Raw genomic sequence first — 24,590 nt, forward strand, 5'->3', positions numbered from 1 at the left:
TAGCCCAGAAGACTAGTCCAGCACCGCGGACTCGATGTTGATGTCCTCGGACGGGGAGGCATCGCCCTCCGGTGCCTTTTCCATCAGCTTGTCCAGTGCCTTCAGGCCGGCCTCGTCGATGGTGCCGAAGACGTTGTAGCTCGGCGGCAGGGTGGTGTCGCCGGTGACCAGGAAGAACTGGCTGCCGTTGGTATCCGGGCCACTGTTGGCCATCGCCAGGGTGCCGCGCTTGTAGTTGACCGGGGCGTCGGCCTGGCCTTCGTCCACGCCGTTGCTCGGGAACTCATCCGCGAAGCTGTAGCCCGGGCCGCCTGCGCCGGTGCCCTCGGGGTCGCCGCACTGCAGGATCGTCATGGAATCGGACTTCACGGAACGGTGGCACTTGGTGGAGTCGTAGAACTTCTTCTCCACCAGGTGCTTGAAGGAGTTGGTGGAGCACGGGGACTTGTCGTTGGCCAGCTCCAGGCCGACCTTCTGGCCGTTCATGGTCAGGGTGACCTTCTCGGTTCCCTTGGCGGTCACGTCCTTGCCGTTGGGCAGTCCTGCGTCGCTGAGCTCGCCTTCCGGATCCTTCTGGTACTCGCACTTCACCGTGTCACCGTAGGGCTCCTTGGGGCCTGCCGGCAGCGCCACGGGCTTCACATCCGGCTCTTCGGACTGCTGCTGCTCGCTCTCGGCGACCTGATCTTCTTCCTCGTCGGAGGTGTAGGTGGCGGCGAACCAGATGCCGCCGACGATGACCACCAGCACGGCGAGGGTTGCTGCGACCACGCCCAGCGGTGCGATCTTGGCCTTGCGCTCGCGGGACTTCAGAGCTTTCTCTAGCTCCGACAGCGCCTGGTCGCGCTGAGCCGCGTTCGGGTAGTTGTTGTCAGACACGTTTTTCTAGGACCTTTCTTGTGCTAGATACGGTGATCCATTATGCCCTATATACTGGCCGATTCGGGTGAAGGGGCACGGGCTCGTTGCTGTTTTCGCTAGGGTTTAGTGGCATGAGCACAGACGCAACCCTCCTGCCGGATACGACGCAGATCCTTTCTTTTCCCGCCGGTCCTTTCGAAACCAATTGCTATGTGGTGATTGATGGTTCTGACGCCACTAGCGGGGAAAACTCCCCGGCAGTCGTTATAGACCCGGGGTTGGGTGCTTTCGAGAACATCCAAAGGCTCGCCGAGGAACACAAGTTCTTCGTCGAGAAGGTCGTGCTGACTCACGGGCACATCGACCACATCCGCGACGCGGGAGCGTTCGGGGTGCCGGTCTACGTCCACGAGTTGGATCGCTTCATGCTGGAGATGGATCAGGCGGCCAGCCCGCTGGCGCAGCCTTTCGACGTGGCGAACATGCCCGCGATCGAGGACATCCGCCACCTGGGGGATTCCATCAGTATCGGTGGCGCGGAGTTCGAGATCCATCACATGCCGGGCCACTCGCCGGGGCATGTTATGTTCCGCGTGAATGGGCTGATCTTCGGCGGCGATGTGCTGTTCCGCGGGGGAGTGGGCCGCACCGACCTTCCGGGCTGCTCGCCTGAGGACATGATGCTGAGCCTCAAGAAGCTCACCACCGATTTCGCCGATGAGGACATTGTGCTGCCGGGGCACGGCCCGCACACGACCATCGGGGAAGAAAAGCGCACCAATAGCTTCCTGGCGGCAGTCCAATAGCTGTTTAGTAGACTGTTCTTTTGTGACTGAGAGCGAGAAGAAGCAACAGAAGTCCCAGAAGACTAAGGCTGAGAAGTTTAAGGCGCTAAGCGCGCCGAAGGGCGTGCCGGACTACGTGCCGCCAACATCGGCGGAATTCAAGGCGGTCAAGGATGCGTTCACCTCCGCCGCGCACGCCGCAGGCTACGAACACGTGGAGCTGCCGATCTTCGAGGAGACCTCTCTGTTCGCCCGTGGCGTTGGCGAATCCACCGACGTTGTGTCGAAGGAGATGTACACCTTCGCCGACCGGGGCGGCCGTTCGGTAACCCTGCGGCCGGAGGGCACGGCGGGTGTCATGCGTGCCGTCATTGAGCACAACCTGGACCGTGGGCAGCTGCCCGTCAAGCTGGTCTACAACGGCCCCTTCTTCCGCTACGAGCGCCCCCAGGCCGGCCGCTACCGCCAGCTGCAGCAGGTGGGTGTGGAGGCTATCGGCGTGGACGATCCGGCGCTGGACGCCGAGGTTATCGCATTGGCGCACCGCTGCTTTACCTCCATTGGCTTGAACGGTTTCCGCCTGGAGCTGACCAGCCTGGGCGACTGGGACGACCGCCCCGCCTACCGGCAGAAGCTGCAGGACTTCCTGGCCACCCTGCCGCTGGACGAGGAGACGCAGCGCCGCGCGCAGCTGAACCCGCTGCGCGTCCTGGACGATAAGCGCCCTGAGATGCAGGAGATGCTGGCCGAGGCTCCCTTGATGCTGGACCACCTCAGCGATTCCTCCCGCGAGCACTTCGAGACCGTGACCGGGCTGCTGGACGACCTGGGCGTTGGCTACACCATCAACCCGCGGATGGTGCGCGGCCTGGATTACTACACCAAAACCTGCTTTGAGTTCGTCCACGACGGCCTGGGCGCACAGTCCGGCATCGGTGGTGGTGGACGCTACGACGGCCTGATGGCTCAGCTGGGTGGGCAGGATCTTTCCGGAATTGGCTTCGGGCTGGGTGTCGATAGAGCGCTGCTGGCGCTTGAGGCGGAGGAGAAGAAGGCGTCAACAGGAAGAAGGGTCGATGTCTACGGCGTGGCACTTGGGCAAGAGGCCAAGCGGCGCATGGTGGGCATCGTGGACGACCTGCGCGAGCGCGGGGTCGCTGCCGATATGTCCTACGGCGACCGTGGGTTGAAGGGAGCCATGAAGGGCGCCGACCGTGCCGGCGCACTGTATGCCCTGGTGCTGGGTGATAAGGAGCTGGCTGAGGGCACGGTGACGGTGAAGGACCTCGGCGCTCACGAGCAGCACGAGGTGGATCTGGCTGCCGTCGTAGAGCTGCTGGCGGAGAAGACGGCGGAGAAAACTGCCCGCGGCTAGTGGAATAGCTTAGCGGAAAGCCGAAGTAACACCGGTCACATCCTTACCCTCGCGTAACACCACGCGGGGGTATTTTTGGTGAATTAAAGTTTAATACTTCCATTACTTTGCATGAAGTGCCTGGTCGCAGCGTGATTTGCGCAAAGGATTGCGCGGACAAGAACAAGTAACGGTGGTTAGCTCTCCTGCGTTGCAGCACGCCTTTGCTGCGCAACCTTTAGTGATTCGTTTCAACGAGGAGAAACCCAAAGTGTTCAAGCTGTCTCGCCGCAGTTCCCGTGCCGTCATGACCCTGGCCATGGCGCCGACCCTGGCCCTCGCGGGCCTGAACGTCCCCGCCTATGCCGCCGAAGCCGACCAGGTGAGCCTGAACATCCTCGGCATCACCGACTTCCACGGCCACCTATCCCAGGCTAAGGATCGGAAGGGAGAGATCAGCGAGCCCGGCGCGGCCGTGATGGCCTGCTACGTGAACAAGGAGCGCGAGGCTAACCCGAACACCAGCTTCGTTTCCGCAGGTGACAACATCGGTGGTTCTCCCTTCGAGTCCTCCATTCTGAAGGACAAGCCGACCCTGGATGCGTTGAACGCCATGGGACTAGAGGCTTCCGCCGTGGGTAACCACGAGTTCGATAAGGGCTGGTCAGACCTGAAGGATCGCGTAGGTGTTAACGGCGACAAGGATGCGAAGTTCCCCTACCTGGGTGCAAACGTCAAGGGAAGCGATATGGCGCCGTCCAAGGTAATCGAAAAAGGCGGAGTGAAAATCGGATATGTCGGCACCATCACTGCGGACACCCCGAACCTGGTTTCTCCGGACGGCATCCAAGGCCTCAGCTTCTCCGAACCGGTGGCTGCGACCAACGCAGAAGCCAAGCGACTGAAGGAATCTGGTGAGGCGGACGTAGTCATCGGCCTGGTGCATGAGGGGATGGACAACACTAAACTCTCCGAGGACGTGGACGCAGTTATTGCCGGCCACACCCATGTGCTACGCAAGCTCGACGGTAAGCCGGTGCTGGTGCAGCCGGCCAACTACGGCATGGATCTGGCCGACATCGATATCGTTTACGACAAGGCAGCCAAGAAGGTTGTGTCCGTCACCGCCGAAAACCGCAGCGCCAAGGACATGATGGACGTATGTGGCGATACTCCGGATGAGGACGTGGCGAAGATCGTTTCCGCGGCAAAGGAATCGGCGAAAACCGAGGGCGAAAAGGTCGTTACCACCCTGAAGAACGACTTTTACCGCGGCGCAAACTCCGACGGCGAATCCGGCGGTAACCGCGGTACCGAGTCCTCCCTGAACTCCATGATTGCGGACGCCACCCTGTACGGCGTTAACAAGCTGACCGACTTGAAGGCCGACCTGGGCGTGATGAACGCCGGTGGCGTCCGCGCTGACCTGGCCTCCGGTGACGTGACCTACGCAGAGGCTTTCGCAGTTCAGCCTTTTGGCAACTCCCTGGGTGTTGTGGAGATCACCGGTGAGCAGCTGAAACAGGCCCTCGAACAGCAGTGGAAGCCGGGCGGGGAGCGCGCAATGCTGGCGTTGGGCTTGTCCAAGAACGTGCAGTACGCATACGACCCGGATGCCGAGCAGGGCAAGCGCATCACCTACGTTTCCGTCAATGGCAAGCCTCTTGACCCGAGCAAAAAGTACCGCGTGGCCGGGTCCAGCTTCCTGCTGAACGGTGGTGACAGTTTTGATGCATTCAAGGGCGGCAAGTTCCAGGACGCGGGTCAGATGGACATCGATGTGTTCAACCGCTACCTGAAGGACAATAAGGACATCTCCGTTCGCCCGAACCAGACCTCCGTCGGCGTGCAGCTGTCCGGCGCGGCCGTGGATGAGGCACAAGTCTCCGATGAAGCCCTGCGCGGCAACGTGCTGGCTCCGCAGAAGGAGGTCACCGTCAACCTCAGCTCCCTGAGCTACACCGGCAAGGAAGCGAAGCCCACCAAGGCGACCGCGAAGTTCCTGCGCTGCGAGGGCAAGAAGGCCGTCACCGTCGACGAAGCTTCCGCGGACATGGATAACACCGTCACCGACTCCCACGACGAAACCGGCAAGGCCACCATCAACCTGACCGTCCCAGAAGAGGCAGCGTTCCTGCAGATCACCACCGACGCTGGCTCCAAGCTGAACTACCCGATCTCCGTCGAAGGCAAGCTCGACGTCGATCGTGGCTGCGGTGCAACGTCGGATGAAAAGCCGGGTGCAGAAGGCTCCCTGTCTGGTTCCTCCAAGGGCGGCATCATCGCCGCAGTGATCGGCGTTCTGGCCGTCATCATCGGTGGCGCCACCGCCATTTCCTGGGTGCAGAAGAACGGTGGCATTCCCGCCAACGTCGTTCCGCAGTGGGCTCGCGACATGCTGCCGCAGTGGGCGCGCGACATGCTCCACATCTAGGCCAACTTAACCAGCACCCCAATCACCTCTAGCTCCCGCCTTCACCAGCGGGAGCTATCTTCACCAGAAAGCAGACTTTGGAACCATGAAGGCACGTTTCAAAACCATCACCTCCGTGGCCACTTTCAGCGCGCTGGCCCTGGGCGCTAATGTCCTCACCGTCCCGACTGCCCTGGGCACCCCGGCTGGCGATAACGTCGTCATCAGCGCTGTCTATGGCGGCGGCGGAAACAAGGGCGCCACGCTGAAGAACGATTACGTTGAGCTGTTCAACCCCACCGATAAGCCGATCAAACTCGATGGGTGGACCGTTCAGTACCTCTCCGCCAATGGCGGAAACAACGTTAAGCCGATCGCTCTGTCGGGCACCATCCAGCCGAAGGGCTTCTATCTGATCAAGGGCGCTGCGGGTGACGGCGGTACCCAGGATATTGTTGCTGACGCCACCGGGGACGATTTGGCCATGGGCGGTACGAACGGCACTGTCGTCCTGGCTGACTCTTCCGAAAAGTGGGCCGCTGGAAACCCCGCGGTCGACATCGTGGGCTATGGCAATGCGAAGGTGAAGGAGACCGCTGGTACCGCGGCTCTCTCTAACACCACGGCTGCTGCCCGTAATGATGAGGGGAAGGATACCGACGACAACAGTGCCGACTTCACCGTCGGCGATCCGAAGCCGCGCTACAGCGGCGGCGACGCGCTGGATCCGAACGCGGAAGCCCCGGATAACCCAGAAAACCCAGAGCAGCCAGAGAACCCGGACGACCCCAACGAGCCGGATCAGCCGGGAGACGCTGAGGAACACAAGATCTCTGATATTCAGGGAACGGGGGACAAGTCCCCGCTGGTGGACAAGCAGGTCAAGACGGCCGGATGGGTCACCGCAAGCTATCCCTCTGGGGGGCTGGATGGCTTCGTCATCCAGGAGGGCGGCGCGACACAGCTGCGTAAGGCTGGCGAAGCCTCCCAGGCAGTGTTCGTCTACACCGGCAAGGGCGGCACCCCGGCGGACCTCGGCAAGTGCGTCGTGGTCACCGGCACGGTGGGGGAGCACTACGAGTCCACCCAGATCGGCTTTGCCAAGTACACCGAGTCCGAAAACCCGACCGAGGACTGCGGCGAGAAGCCGGAGCCGATCAAGGATCCCGTTCCTTTGGACGAGGAGACCCGCGAGGCCAACGAGCACATGATGTTCCAGCCTTCCGCTACCTACACCGTCACCAACAACTACGAGCTGAACCAGTACGGTTCCGCAGATCTGGTGAAGGGAGACGAGCCGCTGTACCAGGCAACCTCCAAGGTGGCACCGGGGAAGGAAGCCCAGGACTATGAGGCCGAGAACGCCAAGCAAGTCGTCACCCTCGACGACGGCGCTACTCTGAACTTCTTCCGCGGCAAGGATGCGCAGAACACCCCGCAGCCCTACCTGAAGACCGCCGAGGGCATCAAGTCCCTTCGCACCGGCGACCAGGTGAGCTTCTCCCAGCCGACGGTGCTGTCCTATGGCTTCAACAAGTGGTCCCTGCAGCCAACCTCCCAGATCACGGGCGATACCGCGCAGGCGGATCTACCGATTAGCTGGGAGGACTCCCGCCCCGCCGAGGAGAACGGCCCCGAAGAGGTCGGCGGCAGCCACTCCATCGCCAGCTTCAACGTCCTGAACTACTTCACTGACCTGGGCAAGGATCAGACCAATTGCGGTTCCTACAAGGATCGCGAGGGCAACCCGATCACCGCCAACAATTGCGACGTTCGCGGTGCCTACAGCGAGCAGGCGTTCAAGGACCAGCAGGCCAAGATCGTCAAGGCGATCAACACCCTGGATGTTTCGGTGCTGGGTCTGGAGGAGATCCAGAACTCCGCCAAGTTCGGCAAGGATCGTGACGCAGCGCTGAAGCACCTGGTCGACGAGCTCAACGCGGCCGGTGGGAACTGGGAGTACGTAAAGAGCCCGGCTACGGTGGCGAAAGACGAGGATGTCATCCGTACTGCTTTCATCTACCAGCCGGACAAGGTCGAGCCGGTCGGAGAGTCCAAGATCCTGGACGAGGAGGCCTTCGACAAGATCGCTCGCCAGCCGCTGGCGCAGCAGTTCAAGAACAAGGGTGCGAAGGACGAGCAGGCCTTCGTCGCCGTCGTGAACCACTATAAGTCCAAGGGCAGCGTGGCTCGTGACGACGCCGATACGGGCGACGGCCAGGGTAACAACGCCAAGCTGCGCGCGGAGATGTCCCGCCAGCTAGTCAAGTGGCTGAGCGAGGACGCCGACTTCAAGGACAAGCCCCAATTCATCCTCGGCGACTTCAATGCCTACGCGAAGGAAGATGCCATCCGCATCATCGAGGAGGCTGGCTATAGCAACCTCGAGACCAAGTTCGACGCCGGCCACTCCTACCAGTTCGGCGGCCGTGTGGGCTCCCTGGATCACGTCCTGGCCAACGAGAAGGCTACTGAGATGGCCACTGGCGCGGACGTGTGGGACATTAACGCCGACGAGTCGGTTGCGTTCGAGTACTCCCGTCGTAACTACAACGTGGTTGATTTCTACGAGCCGAGCGTGTTCCGTGCCTCGGACCACGACCCGATCAAGGTGGGCTTCAACGCCCCGGGCGCGGACCCGCAGCCGGGACCGGATCCGGACGACTCGACCAATCCGGACAAGCCGGGCGGCTCCTCGGGTTCCACTGGTTCCACCGGATCTCTGGGTGGTTCCAAGACGGAGCTCAGCGGCTCCGCTAAGGCAGGCATCATCACCACGATCATCCTGGGCATCATCGGACTGGGTGCCGCTGGTGCGGGTCTGTGGGGTTGGGTGAACCACCTGATCCCGGCCAGCGCAGTGCCGAACTGGCTGCGGCCGTACCTGCCGCCGCAGCGCTAACAGCGCCGCAGTCGGGGCACCGCGGGGCTACCTGCGCGGGGCTTAGCGCTGGAAGTCCTGGTGGCAGGACTTCATGGTGCCGCCCTGGTAGCCGCGCATGAACCAGTCCACGCGCATTTCGGAAGACCCGTGGGTCCACTTGTCGGGATCTACTTCCTGTCCGGAGCTGGACTGGATGGCGTCATCGCCAATAGAACGAGCAGTCGCAATAGCCTGCTCGACCTGCTCCTGGGTTAGGGGCTCCAACAGAGCGTCCTCACCCTTGTCGGCGTTCTGGGCCCATACGCCGGCGTAGCAATCGGCCTGGACCTCCATCTTCACCGCGTTGGAATCCTCACCCGGGTTGTCGTAGTCGCTCAACCCCAGGTTGCCTTCCAGGTTCTGGATGTGGTGGCCGAACTCGTGGGCGGTGACGTACATCTGGGCGAACGGTCCGTTGGATCCGCCCATCTGCTTCAGCTCGTCGAAGAACGGGACGGACATGTAGACCGTCTCGTCGCCGGGGCAGTAGAACGGCCCGGTGCTAGCTAGGTTCGCGGAGCCACAGCGGGTGCTGGTCTGCCCCTCGGCAAGCACCAGCCCCGGCTCCCTGTAATCGGTCCCAGCCTCGTCCGGCAGTGCCGAGTTCCAGAACTGGTCGACCGACTTCGCCGTGGCCAGCACACGGCAATCGTCGTTGTTGTTGGCGTCCTCGGCCGTCTGGCAGTGCTCGAAGCCCTCGCCGCCCTGACTGCTATTGACGCCCGCACGTTGATCGGCGCCGTTGTTTCCGCCCAACATCCCCATTCCACCGTTGAAGAAGAACACGAGAATGGCGGCAACGATGATTCCGGGAATGCCAAAGCGGCGGGCGAGAGCGCCAAAGAGCAGCCCCGTAAAGAGGCCGCCGCCTCCACCCTGATTGCCACCCCCGCCGCCGAAGCCGAATCCGCCCCCGCCGGAGCCGGTGCCTCCGCGCTGTCCACGGTCGGAATAATTGTTGAGATTGTTGTTAAAAGTCACAAGTGAATCGTGCCATACCCGGGCGACGTACACACCCCATTGCGGACAAGGTAAGCTGTAAGGCCGAAAAGGCTAAAAATCGAGGAAGGACTATAGGAACGTGCTGCGCACACACCTGGCGGGCGAACTGCGCCCAGAGAATATTGGTGATGAAGTGACCCTGACCGGCTGGGTTGGTCGTCGACGCGACCACGGTGGCGTCATTTTCATCGACCTGCGCGACCGCAGCGGCGTGGCACAAGTCGTCTTCCGCGAGTCCGAGGTGGCGGAGCGTGCGCACGACCTGCGCAGCGAGTACTGCCTGAAGGTAACCGGCGTGGTCGAGGCTCGCCCGGAGGGATCCGAGAACCCGAACCTGGCCTCTGGCGGCATCGAGGTCAACGTGTCCGCCCTGGAGGTTCTGAACGAGGCGGCGGCGCTGCCGTTCCAGATCGACGATCCGTCCTCCTCCGGCGAGGTGGGCGAGGAAACCCGCCTGAAGTACCGCTACCTGGATCTGCGCCGCAAGACCCAGGGCGATGCGCTGCGCCTCCGCTCCCGTGTTAACCAGGCTGCCCGCGGGGTTCTGGCCGAGCACGACTTCACGGAGATCGAAACCCCGACGCTGACCCGCTCCACCCCGGAGGGCGCCCGCGACTTCCTGGTGCCCGCACGCCTGCGCCCGGGCACGTTCTACGCCCTGCCGCAGTCCCCGCAGCTGTTCAAGCAGCTGCTGATGGTGGCTGGCATGGAGCGCTACTACCAGATCGCCCGCTGCTACCGCGACGAGGACTTCCGCGCCGACCGCCAGCCTGAGTTCACCCAGCTGGACGTCGAAATGTCCTTCGTGGACCAGGAAGACGTGATCTCCTTGGCAGAGGAGATCCTGGTGGCCATCTGGAAGGAGATCGGCTACGAGATCTCCACCCCGATCCCGCGCATGACCTACGCCGATGCCATGAAGTACTACGGCTCCGACAAGCCGGATCTGCGCTTCGACATCCAGATCACCGAGTGCACCGACTTCTTCAAGAACACCACCTTCCGCGTATTCCAGAACGAGTACGTCGGTGCCGTGGTCATGGACGGTGGCGCTGACCAGCCCCGCCGCCAGCTGGATGCCTGGCAGGAGTGGGCCAAGCAGCGCGGTGCGAAGGGCCTGGCCTACATTCTGGTGGGCGAGGACGGCGAGCTGTCCGGCCCGGTTGCCAAGAACATTACTGACGAAGAGCGCGCGGGCATTGCCGAGCACGTCGGCGCCAAGCCGGGCGACTGCATCTTCTTCGCCGCAGGCGAGACCAAGCCGTCCCGCGCCCTGCTGGGTGCTGCCCGCGGCGAGATCGCTAACAAGCTGGGCCTGATCAAGGAAGGAGACTGGGCCTTCACCTGGGTTGTTGACGCCCCACTGTTCGAGCCGGCTGCGGATGCCGCCGCGTCTGGCGACGTGGCCCTGGGCCACTCCGCGTGGACTGCCGTGCACCACGCCTTTACCTCCCCGAAGCCGGAGTACCTGGATAACTTCGACGAGAACCCGGGCGAGGCGCTGGCCTACGCCTACGACATCGTGTGTAACGGCAACGAGATCGGCGGCGGTTCTATTCGTATCCACCAGCCGGATGTGCAGGAGCGCGTGTTCAAGGTCATGGGCATCACCGAGGAGGAGGCCCGCGAGAAGTTCGGCTTCCTGCTGGATGCGTTTGCCTTCGGTGCCCCGCCGCACGGTGGTATCGCGTTCGGTTGGGACCGCATCGTCTCCCTGCTGGGCGGCTTCGATTCCATCCGCGACGTCATCGCCTTCCCGAAGTCCGGCGGCGGCGTGGATCCGCTGACCGACGCCCCGGGCGAGATCTCCGCGGAGCAGCGTAAGGAATCCGGTATCGATTTCAAGCCGAAGAAGGGCCAGAAGGGCCAGAAGGAAAAGTAGGCGAGTAGTAGTGCAATCAGTCGAGTCCACTGTCGAGGCGGCAACCCAGGTTTTGGCGAACCGCTTCGGAGGTTCACCCGAACTCAGCGATCCGCAGGATCTGGGTGGCAGTGGCTCCTCGATGGTTCTGCGCTGCCGGATTTCCGCCGACCCCTTCCTGCAGGAACGCACGGTGGTTATCAAGCAGCTGCCGCCGGAAAGCGAAGGGGACGCGGCCGCCGCGAACGCTGATGGCAGCGACGGTGCCGGCGATGCAGGGGAGTTCGGTCCGGATGCCCTCGGCATGCTCCGCGAGGTCGTGGCCTACCAGTACACCAATACTCTGGCGGAGACGGTACGCCCCGGCCCTGTACTGCTGGCTTATGACATCGACCAGCGCCTGCTGATTCTGTCGGACGCGGGCGACGGCACGAGCTTTACCGACGTGCTTACGCTCCAGGATTCCAAGTCCCGCATCGGAGCCCTGCGTAAGCTCGGCCGTTCGCTGGGCAAAATGCACGCCGCCACGTTCGGTGGCGCGCAGTCTTACTCCACCCTGATGCGCCGCCAGTGCCAGCGCCACCACATCAGCCCCGAGGCGATCGAAGAGTCCGACATCAACGTCGGCGAGCTCATCCAGTCGGGCGTGGACCTCATGATTTCCAACGGCCTGACCATCGACCCGGTGGTACAGCGCTACGCCACCAAGGCCGTCGAGCGCCAGAACAAGTCCGAGTTTCTGGTCTTCACCCCCTTCGACCTGGCGCCCGACAACGTCATGCTCACGGACAACATCGTGCTGCTGGACTACGAGTGGGCCGGTTTCCGGGACGCGGCCTTCGACGTCGCCTGCGTGGTGGCGGGGTTCCCCCAGGACAATTCCACCCCGGCTTTGGACGAGCCGGAGACCACGGAGTTCCTCGCCGCCTGGCGGGCGGAGGCCCAGCAGATCTGGCCTGCAATCTCCGACGACGAGGTCTTCCACGACTGGGTCATGTCTGCCCTCATCGGCTGGGCATTCCTGTCGTTGATCATGATGTACTACGGCCGGCTTTCCGTGGCCAAGCACTCCTCGTTCGTCTTCGGTGAAGAATCCGACAACCAGGAGGTTTCGCGCTCGATCCGCCACATGTCGGAGGAGCAGCTCGAGGACCTGGCCACGACGGTGGAGGCCATCGAGCGCTTCTCCCGCCGCCGCGACTCCCAAGACTTCGAGGCGATTGGTGGCTTCGCCCGAGTCCTTTTGAAGGTGCTGTCGCAGCTGGGAGCCTTCCCGAACGAGCGCGACGAGTAGCGCCCACAGCCTAAAGCCGATGGACGATCTGTTTTCTCAAGGTCAGCAGGGCAGCGGCGCCGACGCGCACTCGGCTGAGGCCTATTTTCACCCCGGCTCCCACGCCCCACTGGCAGTTCGCATGCGCCCCCGCAGCCTCGATGAGGTGGTGGGGCAGGGCAAGGTTCTCGGCCCGGGCTCGCCGCTGCGCCGCCTGATCGAAGGCCACGGAGATACCTCCGTCATCCTCTATGGCCCGCCCGGCACCGGAAAAACCACCATCGCCAGCCTCATCTCCCAGGCTTCCGGCCGCCGCTTCGAGGCCTTGAGCGCCCTGAACTCCGGCGTCAAGGAAGTCCGCGCGATCATCGAGCAGGCCCGCAAGCGCCTGGTCATGGGCGAGCACACCGTGCTGTTCATCGACGAGGTGCACCGATTCTCCAAAACCCAGCAGGACGCGCTGCTCTCCGCCGTCGAAAACCGCACCGTGCTGCTGGTCGCCGCCACCACCGAGAACCCCTCGTTCTCTGTGGTCTCGCCGCTCTTGTCGCGGTCGTTGCTTGTCCAACTTTCTTCTCTTAGTGACGCCGACATCCGCACCGTACTGCAGCGCGCTCTCGACGATGAGCGCGGATACGCCGGCCGACTGCGGGTGACCCCCGAGGCCATGGACCAGCTCGTCGCCATGGCGGCAGGGGACGCCCGCCGTAGCCTGACGTACCTGGAGGCCGCGGCCGAGGGAGTCGAGCCGGAAGGGGAGGACGGCGTGGCGGAGCTGGTGGCGTCACAAGTAAAAAAGTCCCTTAACAAGGCAGTGGCGCGATACGACCGCGACGGCGACCAGCACTACGACATCACCAGTGCCTTCATTAAATCCATCCGCGGCTCGGATCCGGACGCCGCGCTGCACTACCTAGCCCGCATGCTGGAAGGCGGCGAAGATCCGCGCTTCATCGCCCGCAGGCTGGTGATCCACGCCAGCGAGGACATCGGCATGGCCGACCCGCAGGCGCTGCAAGTGGCGGTGGCGGCGTATCACGCGGTGAGCTTCATCGGCATGCCGGAGGCTCGGCTCAACCTGGCGCAGGCCACGATCCACCTGGCGACCGCGCCGAAGTCCAACGGGGTGATCGCGGCGATCAACTCCGCCATTGGGGACGTGCAGGCAGGCAAGGGCGGGGCAGTGCCGGCTCACCTGCGCGACGGCCACTACCAAGGGGCGAAGGCGCTGGGTAACGCGGTGGGATACGTCTATCCGCACGATGACCCCAAGGGCGTGGTGCCGCAGCAGTACCTGCCGGACGATCTGAAGGACGCGGTGTACTACCGGCCGACAACCCACGGCCACGAAAAGACCATTGCCGCGCGTTTGAGTAGCCTTAGGGCTATCGTTCGCTCCTTCCTGACCCGGGGGTAGAATGTACGCATTCCATTTACAGTCGACATAGAACTCTACGAGGTAAAGCCACCGTGCAAACGCATGAGATCCGCCAGCGCTTCATCGAGCACTTCACCAAGGCCGGGCACACCGAGGTACCCAGCGCATCGCTGATCCTGGACGACCCGAACCTTCTGTTCGTGAACGCCGGCATGGTTCCGTTCAAGCCCTACTTCCTGGGCCAGCAGAACCCACCGTTTGAAAACGGCACGGCGACCTCCATCCAGAAGTGCGTGCGCACCCTGGACATCGACGAGGTCGGCATCACCACCCGCCACAACACGTTCTTCCAGATGGCGGGCAACTTCTCCTTTGGTGCGTACTTCAAGGAAGGCGCGATCACGCACGCTTGGACGCTGCTGACCGACCCGGTGGAAGAAGGCGGCCTGGGCCTGGATCCGGAGCGCCTGTGGGTCACCGTCTTTACCGACGACGATGAGGCGGCGGAGATCTGGAACAAGAAGATCGGCGTACCCGAGCACAAGATCCAGCGCCTCGGCATGGAGGATAACTACTGGTCCATGGGCATTCCCGGCCCGTGTGGACCCTGCTCGGAGATCTACTACGACCGCGGCCCGGAGCACGGCCAGGAGGGTGGTCCGATCGTCGACGACACCCGCTACATCGAGATCTGGAACCTCGTGTTCATGGAGAACGAGCGCGGTGAGGGCCTGGGCAAGGGCAACTTCGAGATCGTCGGCAAGCTGCCGAAGAAGAACATCGATACCGGCCTGGGCATCGAGCGTGTCGCCTGCATCCTGCAGGACGTGGACAACGTGTACGAGACCGACCTGCTGCGCCCCGTCATTGACGTGGCCCAGGAGGTCACCGGCGCCAAGTACGGCGCAGACCAGGCCAACGATGTGCGCTTCCGCGTGATCGCCGACCACTCCCGCACCGGTCTGATGCTGATGTTGGACGGCGTGACCCCCGGCAACGAGGGACGCGGCTACATTCTGCGCCGCCTGCTGCGCCGCATCATCCGCTCCGCCCGCCTGCTGGGCGCAACGGGGGAGACCCTGGAGAAGTTCATGGACACCGTGCGGGAGACCATGACGCCCTCCTACCCAGAAATCGCCGAGAACTACGAGCGCATTCGCGCCGTGGCTCTGGCCGAGGAGAAGTCCTTCCTGAAGACCCTGGAATCCGGCTCCCAGATGTTCGACAACTGGGCCCACGGCGCCAAGGAGCGCGGCGAGGGCACCGTCCCGGGCGACGTTGCTTTCTCCCTGCACGACACCCACGGCTTCCCGATCGACCTGACCCAGGAGATGGCCGCCGAGGCCGGCCTGAAGGTGGACATTGACGGCTTCCACGACCTGATGGCGGAGCAGAAGGCTCGTGCAAAGGCCGATAACAACGCCAAGAAGCTGGGCCACGTGGATCAGACGATCTACCGCCCGTTCGTGGATAACCACCCGACCGTGTTCACCGGCTACGAGAACCTGGCTGACGAGGCCTCCGTGCTGGGCATCATCCGCGACGGCGCGCTGGTGGAGACTGTCCCGGAGGGCGCTGCCGCTCAGGTGATCCTGGACCGCACCCCGTTCTACGCCGAGGCCGGCGGCCAGATGGCCGATCGCGGCGAGATGACCACCACCTCGGGCGCCGCCCGCGTGGAGGACGTACAGAAGGTCGGCAAGAAGGTCTGGGTACACCACGTGACCGTCAGTGGCGGCGAGCTGGCCGTGGGGCAGAAGGTGCAGGCCACGGTGGACAAGGTGTGGCGCCACCAGGCACGCCAGGCGCACTCCGGCACGCACCTGATCCACGCCGCCCTGCGCGAGGTGCTGGGGCCGACAGCCGTCCAGGCGGGCTCCATGAACAAGCCGGGCTACCTGCGCTTCGACTTCAACTACGGCGAGCAGCTGACCGAGCACCAGCTGAACCAGATTGAGGAGATCGCCAACGGCGCCGTGGATAGCGACTACCAGGTGAACACCATCGAGACCTCCCTGGAGGAGGCCAAGGCGATGGGCGCCATGGCTCTGTTCGGCGAGAACTACGGCTCCGAGGTGCGCGTCGTGGAGATCGGCGGACCGTTCTCCATGGAGCTGTGTGGCGGTATCCACGTGGAGCACTCCTCCCAGGTCGGCCCGATCTCCGTGCTCGGTGAGTCCTCCGTCGGCTCCGGCGTGCGCCGCATCGAGGCCTACACCGGCATGGATTCCTTCCGCTTCCTCAGCACCGAGAAGTCTCTGGTGGCCGGCCTGGCGACCAGCCTGAAGACCCCGAGCGAGGAACTGCCGGAGCGCATCGACGCGCTTACTGCCAAGTTGAAGGCCGCCGAGAAGCAGATCCAGCAGCTGCGTGCGCAGCAGCTGCAGGGGCAGGTAGGCCAGCTGGTGGAGAAGGCCGAAACTATCGGCGAGGTCAAGGTACTGGCCGAGCAGCTGCCGGAAGGCGTGGCCGCAGGCGACCTGCGCACCCTCGCCATGGATGCGAAGAACCGTCTGGGCTCCGAGCCCGCCGTCGTGGTCTTCGCCTCCGTGGACGGCGAGAAGGTTCCTTTCGTCGCCGCTGCGAACGATGCCGCTGTGAACAAGGGCATCAAGGCCGGCGAGCTCGTCAAGGCCTTCGGGGAGAAGGTTGCCGGTCGCGGTGGCGGTAAGCCGGCCATGGCACAGGGCTCTGGTTCGGACGCCGCCGGCATCTCCGCCGGTATCGAGGCCGTCAAGAGCGCGCTGCGCGGATAGTCGGCCGGGGAGTTTTCGCTGATGCAGACCGAAAAACCAGACCCAGCCACCGACCCGGGCCGCGGCCGGAGGCTCGGCCTCGACGTGGGCACCGTGCGCATTGGGGTGGCGATCTCGGACCCGGACTGCATCCTGGCCACTCCGGTGGAGACCGTCCAGGCCACCGCAGACGACGCGGATGTGCAGCGCGTGGCAGAGATCTGCCGCGAGAATTTCGTGGTGGAGATCGTAGTTGGTCTGCCGGTCGCACTGCGCGGGAACCATACACAAAGCACCCTTAATGCCGAGGAATTTGCCCGCTTAGTTAAAGAAGAATTGCCGGATATTCCGCTGCGCATGGTGGACGAAAGAATGTCTACGATGGCCGCTACGCATGCGTTTCACGCCTCTGGCGTCAATAGTAAAAAAGGCAGAAAGAAGATCGACCAAGCAGCAGCAGTACATATTCTGCAGGGGTGGTTAGACACGCGGCGGCGCGCGCTTTCCTAAAATTTACCAATTCGTGAGAAAATGACCGGCGACGCTTAACATCGTTGGGCTCAGCTCGTATTTGACGTTATAGAGCAAACCCAAGAGCACACTCAAGACTAAACCCTGTACGAAAGGCCACACGGATCTATGGGATCGACCCGTAACATGCAGCCGAAGTTTAGACGGCGCCGTCAGATGGCGGCCGCGCTGGCTATCGCTCTGGTCGTTCTGTTGGTTGGCACTTGCGCCTACGTCTGGTACCAGCGCGACGTTGTGGCCGTGCGTGATTACGAGGGGGAGGGCAACGGCAACGTCGTCATGGTGCGCGTGAGCCCGGGCGACTCCGTGGATAGCCTGGCCGAACAGCTGGTGGAAAAGGACGTGGTGGGCTCCCGCCGCGCCCTGATGTCAGCCGCGGAGCGCAAGGATCCCGAACTGCAGGCGGGCTACTACCCACTGCAAGAGCAGATGTCTGCCGACAAGGCTCTGGAGTGGCTGTCCAGCGATGACCGCCGCCGGGGTGTAGTCGATATTCCCAACGGCCTGACCCTCCAAGACGTGAAGGTAGTCGACGGCGATAACCGCAAGGGTATCTTCACTCTGGTTTCCGAGCAGACCTGCCAGGACGAGCACACCTGTGTGTCTACCGAAGACCTGCAGAAGGCCGCGGCCCAGACCCCGCCGGAACAGCTGGAGATCGCGGACTGGGCTTTGGACAAGGTGAACGCGCGCGGCGATGACCCGAAGCGCATCGAGGGCCTGATTTCCCCGGGCGTGCACCTATTCGACCCGACCAGTAGTCCGGAGGAGATCCTGAAGTCTCTGCTGAAGACCTCCAAGGAGCAGTACGAGAACACCGGACTGCTGTCTTCTGCAGAGAAGGTGGGCTTAAGCCCCTATGACATGCTGGTGGCGGCTTCCCTGGTGGAGCGCGAGGCTCCGGAGGGCGACTTCGACAAGGTTGCGCGCGTGATCCTGAACCGCCTGGACGTAAACCAAAAGCTCGAGTTCGACTCGACGGTGAACTACGACCTGAGCGAGGTTGAGGTCGCCACCACCGACGAGGATCGTAAGCGCCCGACCCCGTGGAACACTTATGCCAAGGAGGGGCTGCCGGACACCCCGATCTCCTCGCCTGGCCTGCAGGCTCTGCACGCGATCGAGAACCCAGCCGAAGGCGACTGGCTGTACTTCGTTACCGTAGACCGCGACGGCCGCACCGTCTTCAACCGCGACTTTGACGCGCACGAGCGGGCAATCGAGGAATCCCGCCGCAACGGTGTGCTGGATTCGAACCGCTAGAACTTAAGCCAAGATCAAGAGCAAACCTAAGAGCAAACCTAAGAGCAAAGGGTGAATTAGTATGTCCGCCGCAGGCCACGTGCTGTCGGTAGATGAGTTCCTGGAGACGCCCGGCATGCGCTGCGCGGTGCTGGGCAGCCCGATCGAACACTCGCTGTCCCCGCAACTGCACAACGCCGGATACGGCGCGCTGGGGCTGCAGATGGATTACTACCGCGTGGAGGCGGGAGAAGCGCGCGACATTCGCCGCCTGCTGACCGAGTCCGGCGATCAAGTCCGCGGCTTCTCCGTGACGATGCCCGGCAAGCAGGCGGCCTTGGAGTTGGCGGATTTGGCGACGAACCGAGCCCAGGAGATCGGCTCCGCCAACACGTTGGTGCCGCAGGGCGATGGCCAATGGCTGGCCGACAATACCGACGTGGACGGTGTGACCCGCTGCCTGGAGCACCTCTACGGCGGAGACACTTCCGCTCTGCAGGACGGTAAAGCGGTGATCGTCGGCAACGGAGGCACTGCCCGCCCGGCCGTTGCAGCACTGGCGGCCGCCGGGGTCACCGAGGTGACGGTGCTGGCTCGCTCCGAGCGCGCCCTGAACCTGCAGGCCGTGGTGGAAACCCTGGGCATGGATTTTTCTTGGTCCCGCTTCGAGGAGGCCGACATCGCTGGGATCTGTGCCGATGCCGCCGCCGTGATTTCCACGATCCCAGCCCACGCCGCCGAGGATTTGGCCGAGGGGCTGTGCGCCGCCGCGGGCATCGTGGACGTGATTTACGACCCTTATCCCACGCCGTTGCTTTCTGCGGCTCAGGCAAAGTCGATCCCGCACGCCGACGGTCTGCGCATGTTGGCGGGCCAGGCCGAGGAACAGTTCCGCCTGTTCACGGGCCATCCTGCCCCGGAAGGACTCATGCTAGATACCGTGCTGCGAGCCAAGGGACAAGCCTAGTTTCTCGCCCCTGTGGATAACTTTCCGCTCTCCACAGGCCGTACTTTCTCGAAGCCGCGCGCACGGGGGCCTGTCCGCGCGCCTGGTTAACCTTCTGAAGCGTGAATGCAACCTCGCTTCTTTCCTGGTGGCCGCTGCTGCCTTTCCTGCCGTGGGCTATCGCCCTTTTTCTTATTGACGCCCGCACCTCCCGCCTGCCGAACTATTTGACTCTTCCCGCCATACCCGCTGCCGGGCTCGTGCCCTTAGCCATACCGGGCGCAAACCACTGGGCTCTACTCGGCGGGGTGGCCTGGTGGGCGGTGGCCTTCGGGCTTCCGCTGCTGCACCCTCGGCTGCTGGCGGGTGGCGGGGATGCAAAGCTCGCGCTTACGACGGGAACACTGGCCGCTATTGTGGCTCCGTTGGGCGCCGTGGCCGCGCTGGGATTGAGCGGTGTGATGCACTGCTTCCTTCGCGGAGGGCAAAGAGCAGGCCGCGATAGGGCCAGCCCCCACGGCCCGGCGATGTTGGTGGCGACGGGGGCGGTGGTGGTGGCGTCATTAATCTTCCGTTAATAATCCGGGACGTCATTGAAGCTAAGGCTGCATATGGCCTGTATCATGCTCTTTATGCTTCGTTGGACTACTGCAGGTGAATCGCACGGCCAGGCCCTCATTTCGATGATCGAGAACCTCCCGGCCGGTTTGTCGGTAACTCGGGAAGACGTTTCTTATCAGCTGGCTCGCCGCCGTCTGGGCTACGGCCGCGGAGCTCGCATGAAGTTCGAAGCCGACGAAGTGACCTTCGTCGGCGGCGTTCGCCACGGCAAGACCCTCGGCAGCCCGGTGGCTGTGATGATCGGCAACACCGAGTGGCCGAAGTGGACGACGATCATGTCCGCAGATCCGATCGACGAGTCTGATCCGGAGGTTGCCAAGGAGATGGCCAGCGGTCGCGGTGCGAAGCTGACCCGCCCGCGACCGGGTCACGCTGATTTCTCTGGCATGGTGAAGTACGACCACGATGAGGCGCGTCCGATTCTGGAGCGTTCCTCCGCCCGCGAGACCGCCGCCCGCGTGGCCGCTGGAACTTTTGCCCGCGCGCTGCTGCGCGAGGTGCTGGGCGTGGAGGTCCTCTCGCACGTCATCAGCATCGGCCGCTCGGAGCCTTACGAGGGGCCGAGCCCGGCATTCTCCGACCTGGAGGGCATCGACGCCTCGCCGGTGCGCGCCTTTGATTCCGCAGCGGAAGAGTCCATGATCGACGAGATCAAGGCCGCCAAGAAGTCCGGCGATACCCTCGGCGGCATCGTCGAGGTCGTTGTTAAGGGCCTGCCGATCGGCCTGGGCTCCCACGTCTCCGGTGACGAGCGACTGGATGCCCAGCTGGCTGCCGCCCTCATGGGCATTCAGGCGATCAAGGGTGTGGAGATCGGCGATGGCTTCGAGGAGGCCCGCCGCCGGGGCTCCGAAGCGCACGACGAGATGGAGGCGGCTGCAGGCGGTGGCGTACACCGCCTGAGCAACCGTGCCGGTGGCCTGGAAGGTGGCATGACCAACGGCGAGGAGCTGCGCGTCCGCGCCGCCATGAAGCCGATCAGCACAGTCCCGCGCGCGCTGAAGACAGTGGATATGGCCACTGGCGAGGCCGCCACGGGCATCCATCAGCGTTCCGACGTGTGCGCCGTGCCGGCTGCCGGTGTGGTGGCCGAGACCATGGTCGCCCTGGTGCTGGCCCGCGCCGTACTGAAGAAGTTCGGTGGCGACTCCGTGGAGGAAACTAAGCGCAACGTGCAGTCCTACCTGGAGTACGTAGATACCCGCCTCGACTGGTCCGCTGAGGCCAGCGACGTGGCCGACGGGGAAGTGGCGGACGGAGAAATCCGATGAGCCCCCGCGCAGTGCTGGTGGGGCTGCCGGGCTCCGGCAAGACAACCATCGGTAAGCGCCTGGCCAACGCCTTAAACCTGCAGCTCGTGGACACCGACCACATGCTCGAGGAGAAGCTCGGCAAGACCTGCAACCAGATCATGGGCGAGCTCGGGGAGCCGGGTTTTCGCGAACAAGAGGCCATCGTGGTGTCTGAAGCCCTGCAGACCGACGGAATCGTCTCCCTCGGGGGCGGGGCAGTGGTGACCGAAAGCACCCGGAACCTGCTCGCCGACCACACGGTGGTGTACCTCAACGTCTCCATCGACGAGGGCGTACGGCGCACGTCCGGCTCTAACACCCGCCCACTGCTGAACGTCGCCGACCCGCGGAGCAAGTACGCACAGCTCTTTGCGCAGCGCTCTGCGTACTACGAGGAAGTCTCCAACTTCATGGTGCGCTGCGACGGCAAGGAGCCGCGCCGCGTGGTCACCGACATCCTGATGTTCATCGAAGAGGTGCGCCTGGAGCGCCTCAACGACCGCGATGCTTCCCACCCAACCCGGACCCTTTAGTCCGGGTCCAATATTCCGGCCCCGTAATCAGAACTCACATAAGGATCCTCTCCAACCATGACCAACGCACAGTCCGCAGACTTTCAGCAGCAGCGCATCAAGGTGGCCTCCCAGTCGCCTTACGAGGTGGTCATCGACCGGGGCATCGACTTCGCCACCGAGGAGATCCTGAAGGCCGCGGGAGCCACTGCCAACTACCTGATCATTCACCAGCCCGCACTCGCAGACCGCGCCAACGAGCTGTCCAAGCGGCTGACCGCAGCTGGGTTCGCCGCGCACACCCACCAGATCGAGGACGCCGAGTCGGCGAAGACGGCCCAGTCCGCCGCCGAGTGCTGGGATGTTTGCGCGCAAGTTGGCCTGACCCGCGCCGATACCATCATCGGCCTGGGCGGCGGCGCCTCCACGGACCTGGCCGGCTTCATCGCCGCCACCTGGATGCGCGGAATCAAGGTCGTGCACTATCCCACCACCTTGCTAGCCATGGTGGATGCCGCCGTCGGCGGCAAGACCGGCATCAACACCCCCGCAGGCAAGAACCTGGTGGGCGCTTTCCACGAGCCCAGCGCGGTCATCGTCGACCTGGAGGTCCTGGAGACCCTGCCGGAGGCCGAGATGGTCGCCGGCTCGGCGGAGATCGTCAAGGCCGGCTTCATTGCGGACACGGAAATCCTGGACATCTACGAGGCCGACCCGCAGGCTGCACTGAACCCGCACGGCAGCCTGCCGGAGCTGATCGCCCGGGCCATCCAGGTGAAGGCCGACGTGGTGGCGGTGGACCTGAAGGAATCCAGCCTGCGCGAGATCCTCAACTACGGCCACACCTACGGCCACGCGGTCGAGCACCACGAGGACTACCGCTGGCGCCACGGCCAGGCGGTTGCCGTGGGCATGATCTTCGAGGCAGAGCTGGCCAAGGCGGCTGGGTTGCTGAGCGAGGCAGACGTTCGGCGTCACCGCGACATCCTTAACGCGATAGGTCTGGCGACCAGCTACGACGGCGCCGAGCTAGACGAGCTGCTGGCGGCGATGGGGCGCGACAAGAAGAACAAGGGCGGCAAGATTCGCTTCGTGGTGCTCGAGCGGATCGGCAAGCCCACCCGCCTGGAAGGCCCCAGCGAGGAGCTGCTGCGCGCGGCGTACGCAGCTAGCGTGGAAGCATAAAAGGGCCGACAATCCACTGGCGACAATCCACTAGGAGGAGACAGCGATGAATGCAGCACAGCCGCAGGCGCCGAAGGTGTGCGTGATCAACGGCCCGAACCTAAACCGACTGGGCAAGCGCCAGCCGGAGGTCTACGGCACCACCACGCTGGCCGACGTGGAAGATCTGCTGGCCCGCGAGGCAGCCTCCTTGGGCATCGAGGTCGACTTCTTCCAGTCCAACCACGAGGGCGAGCTGCTGGATCGCGTGCACCTGGCCGCCGACGAGGGAGCCGCGGTGATCATCAACCCCGGCGGCTTTACCCACACATCCGTCGCGCTGCGCGACGCACTGGCAGAGATCGCCGACGGCGCGGGTTTCGTGGAGGTGCACATCTCGAACGTGCACGCGCGAGAGGAGTTCCGCCACCACAGCTACCTAAGCCCCCTGGCCAGTGGAGTGATCGCCGGCCTGGGCATCTACGGATACGTCGCCGCGCTGCGGTTCTTCGCACAGTAGTCACTGCTAGTTACTGCTGGTTACTGCTAGTTACTGTTGAAGGGAAGTTGGAGAGTTCATGTCTAAAAAATTTTTTGACGCCTACCGCACCCGCCGCAACAAGGCCACCGCAAAGATCCAAGACTCCGAGCACGCAGCCTTGCTGATCAGCGACTTGAAGAATGTCCGCTACCTGACCGGCTTCTCTGGATCGAACGCACTACTGGTGATCCGCGAGGACGGCCAGCACCTGCTGCTGACGGACGGGCGCTACGATACGCAGATCCGCGTCGAGACCGGCGAGCCGGACGATGTGACCATCGAAATCGGCGGCAAGCTGTTTGACCGCGCCGTTGAGTTTGCGGGGAAGGGCTTCGCCGTGGAGCCCAGCCTGGACTACGGGCAGGCACGGGCGCTGGACAACCCGCCGGTGCTTTCCTCGGTGGTGGAGGATCTGCGTCTGGTGAAGGACGAGCTGGAGATCGAGGCTCTGGCCGCGGCCGGCGAGCTGGCCGATAGCGTGTGGCGCTCCTTCATCGAGGACGACGGCATCCGCGAGGGCATCACGGAGATCCAGGCGGCGGCGGAGTTGGAGTTCCAGCTGCGCACCGCTGGAGCCGACGGGCTGAGCTTCGACACGATCCTGGCCAGCGGCTTGAACGCCACCAAGCCGCACGCGGGAGTCTCCCGCGACAGAATCGTTCCCGGCCTGGTGACCGTGGACTTCGGGGTGTATCTGGACGGCTACGCCTCCGACCAGACCCGCACGGTCTGCGTGGGCGAGCCCGACGAGCTGTCCCGCGAACTCTACGACGTGGTCTACCGCGCCCAGAAGGCCGGTGAGGCGATCCTGGCTCCGGGTGTGGCGCTGCGTAACGTGGACGCAGCCTGCCGCGACGTCATTACTGAGGCCGGCTATGGGGACTTCTTCGTGCACTCCACGGGACACGGCGTGGGGCTCGACGTGCATGAGGCCCCGCGGGCAGCGGCGGGCGTCAATCCCGAAGAAGAGCTAGTAGAAGGCATGACGGTAACGGTCGAGCCGGGCATCTACATCCCCGGCAAGACGGGCCTGCGCATCGAGAACACGTACGTAATCACCAACGATGGGGCGCGTAGCTTCAACGCCTCGCCGACGGAACTCATCGTCGTTTAGGTTTGGCCGGCTGCTAGACTGTAGCAGCCAAAAATTTTTTAA

Annotated in this window: 19 protein-coding genes; 17 read left to right on the forward strand and 2 right to left on the reverse strand. The window is 63.7% G+C overall.

Going from position 1 to position 24,590, the window contains the following annotated elements; translation table 11 throughout:
• Positions 1-12 precede the first annotated feature (12 nt).
• Complete coding sequence (locus tag MHX52_RS00490; protein ID WP_239315976.1) at positions 13-879, reverse strand: peptidylprolyl isomerase; 867 nt, start codon at positions 877-879, stop codon at positions 13-15.
• Between the two features lie 113 nt (positions 880-992).
• Here MHX52_RS00490 and MHX52_RS00495 point away from each other — a divergent pair, with 113 nt between their 5' ends.
• From MHX52_RS00495 to MHX52_RS00510, 4 genes are all read left to right on the forward strand, one after another.
• Positions 993-1,667 carry an MBL fold metallo-hydrolase gene (locus tag MHX52_RS00495; protein WP_070487558.1) on the forward strand — a complete coding sequence of 225 codons (675 nt, stop codon included), beginning with the start codon at positions 993-995 and terminating at the stop codon, positions 1,665-1,667.
• A 22-nt stretch (positions 1,668-1,689) separates the two neighbouring features.
• Positions 1,690-3,021 (forward strand): histidine--tRNA ligase, encoded by a 1,332-nt coding sequence (gene hisS, locus MHX52_RS00500; protein ID WP_239315977.1) that lies wholly within the window; start codon positions 1,690-1,692, stop codon positions 3,019-3,021.
• Between the two features lie 250 nt (positions 3,022-3,271).
• Positions 3,272-5,434, forward strand: a complete 2,163-nt coding sequence (locus tag MHX52_RS00505) for a bifunctional UDP-sugar hydrolase/5'-nucleotidase (RefSeq protein ID WP_239315978.1) — start codon at positions 3,272-3,274, stop codon at positions 5,432-5,434.
• 85 nt (positions 5,435-5,519) lie between these two features.
• Positions 5,520-8,315, forward strand: coding sequence for an ExeM/NucH family extracellular endonuclease (locus tag MHX52_RS00510; RefSeq protein ID WP_239315979.1), 2,796 nt, complete (start codon positions 5,520-5,522; stop codon positions 8,313-8,315).
• A gap of 42 nt (positions 8,316-8,357) precedes the next feature.
• On the opposite strand, the gene MHX52_RS00515 is transcribed toward MHX52_RS00510, so the two are convergent.
• A complete protein-coding gene (locus MHX52_RS00515) occupies positions 8,358-9,317 on the reverse strand; it encodes a neutral zinc metallopeptidase (protein ID WP_049049932.1) in 960 nt (319 codons plus the stop codon).
• Positions 9,318-9,417: 100 nt separating this feature from the next.
• Between MHX52_RS00515 and aspS the strand changes: the two genes are divergently transcribed.
• The 13 genes from aspS to MHX52_RS00580 all read left to right on the forward strand — a co-directional run bounded on the left by aspS (position 9,418) and on the right by MHX52_RS00580 (position 24,548).
• Entirely contained in the window at positions 9,418-11,220 is a 1,803-nt protein-coding gene (gene aspS, locus MHX52_RS00520; protein ID WP_239315980.1) for an aspartate--tRNA ligase, read from the forward strand.
• Positions 11,221-11,230: 10 nt separating this feature from the next.
• Entirely contained in the window at positions 11,231-12,493 is a 1,263-nt protein-coding gene (locus MHX52_RS00525) for a phosphotransferase (RefSeq protein WP_049049934.1), read from the forward strand.
• 19 nt (positions 12,494-12,512) lie between these two features.
• The gene (locus tag MHX52_RS00530; protein WP_239315981.1) at positions 12,513-13,889 is read left to right on the forward strand and encodes a replication-associated recombination protein A; all 1,377 of its coding nucleotides are present in this window, start codon (positions 12,513-12,515) and stop codon (positions 13,887-13,889) included.
• 53 nt (positions 13,890-13,942) lie between these two features.
• On the forward strand, positions 13,943-16,606 hold the full coding sequence (alaS, locus tag MHX52_RS00535) for an alanine--tRNA ligase (protein WP_239315982.1): 2,664 nt from the start codon (positions 13,943-13,945) through the stop codon (positions 16,604-16,606).
• Between the two features lie 21 nt (positions 16,607-16,627).
• A complete protein-coding gene (ruvX, locus tag MHX52_RS00540) occupies positions 16,628-17,095 on the forward strand; it encodes a Holliday junction resolvase RuvX (protein WP_239315983.1) in 468 nt (155 codons plus the stop codon).
• A gap of 129 nt (positions 17,096-17,224) precedes the next feature.
• The gene (gene mltG / locus MHX52_RS00545) at positions 17,225-18,379 is read left to right on the forward strand and encodes an endolytic transglycosylase MltG (RefSeq protein ID WP_239315984.1); all 1,155 of its coding nucleotides are present in this window, start codon (positions 17,225-17,227) and stop codon (positions 18,377-18,379) included.
• A 61-nt stretch (positions 18,380-18,440) separates the two neighbouring features.
• Positions 18,441-19,325: a shikimate dehydrogenase gene (locus MHX52_RS00550; RefSeq protein WP_239315985.1), complete on the forward strand. Its 885-nt coding sequence runs from the start codon at positions 18,441-18,443 to the stop codon at positions 19,323-19,325.
• 101 nt (positions 19,326-19,426) lie between these two features.
• Positions 19,427-19,882, forward strand: coding sequence for a prepilin peptidase (locus MHX52_RS00555; RefSeq protein ID WP_239315986.1), 456 nt, complete (start codon positions 19,427-19,429; stop codon positions 19,880-19,882).
• A 54-nt stretch (positions 19,883-19,936) separates the two neighbouring features.
• Positions 19,937-21,196 carry a chorismate synthase gene (aroC, locus tag MHX52_RS00560; RefSeq protein ID WP_035004161.1) on the forward strand — a complete coding sequence of 420 codons (1,260 nt, stop codon included), beginning with the start codon at positions 19,937-19,939 and terminating at the stop codon, positions 21,194-21,196.
• Positions 21,193-21,750 (forward strand): shikimate kinase, encoded by a 558-nt coding sequence (locus MHX52_RS00565; RefSeq protein WP_035003838.1) that lies wholly within the window; start codon positions 21,193-21,195, stop codon positions 21,748-21,750. The genes aroC and MHX52_RS00565 overlap by 4 nt, the downstream gene beginning before the upstream one ends.
• Before the next feature lie 57 nt (positions 21,751-21,807).
• Entirely contained in the window at positions 21,808-22,914 is a 1,107-nt protein-coding gene (gene aroB, locus MHX52_RS00570; RefSeq protein ID WP_239315987.1) for a 3-dehydroquinate synthase, read from the forward strand.
• A 46-nt stretch (positions 22,915-22,960) separates the two neighbouring features.
• Positions 22,961-23,413, forward strand: coding sequence for a type II 3-dehydroquinate dehydratase (gene aroQ, locus MHX52_RS00575; protein ID WP_239315988.1), 453 nt, complete (start codon positions 22,961-22,963; stop codon positions 23,411-23,413).
• 58 nt (positions 23,414-23,471) lie between these two features.
• Complete coding sequence (locus MHX52_RS00580) at positions 23,472-24,548, forward strand: Xaa-Pro peptidase family protein (protein ID WP_239315990.1); 1,077 nt, start codon at positions 23,472-23,474, stop codon at positions 24,546-24,548.
• Positions 24,549-24,590: the final 42 nt, after the last annotated feature.

This window comes from Corynebacterium sp. ACRQJ (genome assembly GCF_022346045.1).
Lineage (GTDB): Bacteria > Actinomycetota > Actinomycetes > Mycobacteriales > Mycobacteriaceae > Corynebacterium > Corynebacterium evansiae.

Bases quoted from the DNA above. Each gene is read 5' to 3' on its own strand.
- MHX52_RS00510 (WP_239315979.1), top strand. From the start codon at position 5,520: ATGAAGGCACGTTTCAAAACCATCACCTCCGTGGCCACTTTCAGCGCG.
- MHX52_RS00550 (WP_239315985.1), top strand. From the start codon at position 18,441: ATGTCCGCCGCAGGCCACGTGCTGTCGGTAGATGAGTTCCTGGAGACG.
- ruvX (WP_239315983.1), top strand. From the start codon at position 16,628: ATGCAGACCGAAAAACCAGACCCAGCCACCGACCCGGGCCGCGGCCGG.
- mltG (WP_239315984.1), top strand. From the start codon at position 17,225: ATGGGATCGACCCGTAACATGCAGCCGAAGTTTAGACGGCGCCGTCAG.
- aroB (WP_239315987.1), top strand. From the start codon at position 21,808: ATGACCAACGCACAGTCCGCAGACTTTCAGCAGCAGCGCATCAAGGTG.
- aroQ (WP_239315988.1), top strand. From the start codon at position 22,961: ATGAATGCAGCACAGCCGCAGGCGCCGAAGGTGTGCGTGATCAACGGC.
- MHX52_RS00530 (WP_239315981.1), top strand. From the start codon at position 12,513: ATGGACGATCTGTTTTCTCAAGGTCAGCAGGGCAGCGGCGCCGACGCG.
- MHX52_RS00565 (WP_035003838.1), top strand. From the start codon at position 21,193: ATGAGCCCCCGCGCAGTGCTGGTGGGGCTGCCGGGCTCCGGCAAGACA.
- aroC (WP_035004161.1), top strand. From the start codon at position 19,937: ATGCTTCGTTGGACTACTGCAGGTGAATCGCACGGCCAGGCCCTCATT.
- MHX52_RS00495 (WP_070487558.1), top strand. From the start codon at position 993: ATGAGCACAGACGCAACCCTCCTGCCGGATACGACGCAGATCCTTTCT.
- MHX52_RS00580 (WP_239315990.1), top strand. From the start codon at position 23,472: ATGTCTAAAAAATTTTTTGACGCCTACCGCACCCGCCGCAACAAGGCC.